Consider the following 1608-nt stretch of genomic DNA (forward strand, 5'->3'; position numbering starts at 1 on the left):
TTCAACTACTATGAAAATAAACTTCTGTAAATTCGATAAAAAGGCAATACTAAATAGAAGCAGCTCATTCGTTTTTTAAAAAAAGAGGAGCGACTTATTGTTGGTGTTTATGGACTGATCAAATAGATTAAGAGGCTTCAGTTATTGATACGGAATAGCCTAAGTTTTCTAATCTTCGTACCGAATGGCGGACAATTGATTCCTGTCTTTGTTTATCAAAATAATCTTCGCCTAGGTCGACATACATTTCTTTTCGGGTTAAAAGGTAATATGCAATTCTTAACATCGCATGGGCGACAACGATTGCAGCTTTACTTTTTCCTTTTCGTCCAGCTGTACGTCTATACAGTGCACCAAGATAGTTTTTGGATCCTCTTACTGATTGGGCTGCTTCTGTTAATGCCGATTTTAAATATTTATTTCCTTTTTTAGATTTACTAGATTTCCTTTTACCTGCACTTTCGTTATGTCCAGGAACCAGTGCTGCCCATGAACATAGATGTGCTGCGGTAGGAAATTGATTTCCTACATCGGTGCCAATTTCAGATAGAATTTGTTCAGCCATCCTTGTAGCGATTCCAGGAATTGAATCAAGTCGTTCAACATCTTCTTTATAGGAACTTACTCGATTTGCGACTTCTTGATCCAACATTTCTATTTGATTTGTTAGGAAATCAATATGAGTTAAAATCGTTTTTAACATTAGTCGTTGATGTTGTTGAATGTAGCCCCGAAGTGCCAATTCAAGCTCCTCTTTTTTCTTTTTCAACGTACCACGAGCGAAGTTTGCTAGTTTTTCAGGATCATCTTCACCATGTGAAATTGCACGAAGCATGTCCAGTGAAGAAACACCCTTGATATCTGAAACAACAGAACCAAGTTTAATGTTAGCCCCTTCTAAAACCTTCTGAATCCGATTAAGTTGTCTTGCACGTTCTTCAATAATGCTACGACGATAGCGTACAAGTTCCCTTAATTCTCGTTGATTCCGATTTGGAATAAAACTAGCTTTGAGTAGTCCATGGCGAAGAAGTTGCGCGATCCATTCGGCGTCTTTAACATCAGTTTTTCGTCCTGGAAGTGCCTTCATATGCTGGGCATTCACAACTAAAAACTCGATACCTTCGGACTCAAGTAAATTAACAATAGGCTTCCAATAAACACTGGTACTTTCCATCGCTACATGAGTACAATTATTCTCTTTAATCCAGTCCAATAACTTTAATAGAAAAATAGTCTTGGTTGAAAATGTTTGGACCTCCTTTCCTTCTGATGTCATGATACAAGCAGTGATATTGTCCTTGTGAACATCTAAACCACACGCTCTTTCAATGATTACATCCATTGAAATCTTCCTTTCTAGGCTCATAAATGGAGGCTAGTGCAACAATCAGATTAGGATTAATCTACTATTAGTGCTTCCCGCAAGGGAGCAACAGTCAGTGGTGCACCGTGGTCGTTGGAGTCAGACTAACGCGTGGGCTCTATGGCACCATAGTTGATCGACCTTCTTCTCCTAGCCTTAGAATCAGTATGGTCGGATTCAATACATTTTCATTCACTGTGGTGAAGCTCCGTTTTTGAGCTTCATGGGTGGCTAACGCATGC

1 protein-coding gene is annotated in these 1608 nt (G+C 39.0%); it reads right to left on the reverse strand.

Features of this window, described 5'->3' with window-relative positions:
- Positions 1 to 127: 127 nt before the first annotated feature.
- Entirely contained in the window at positions 128 to 1345 is a 1218-nt protein-coding gene (locus tag BM319_RS24285) for an IS110 family RNA-guided transposase (RefSeq protein ID WP_069033881.1), read from the reverse strand.
- Between the last annotated feature and the right edge of the window lie 263 nt (positions 1346 to 1608).

The sequence above is a fragment of the Bacillus sp. UNCCL81 genome, assembly GCF_900112535.1.
GTDB lineage: Bacteria > Bacillota > Bacilli > Bacillales > Bacillaceae_G > Gottfriedia > Gottfriedia luciferensis_B.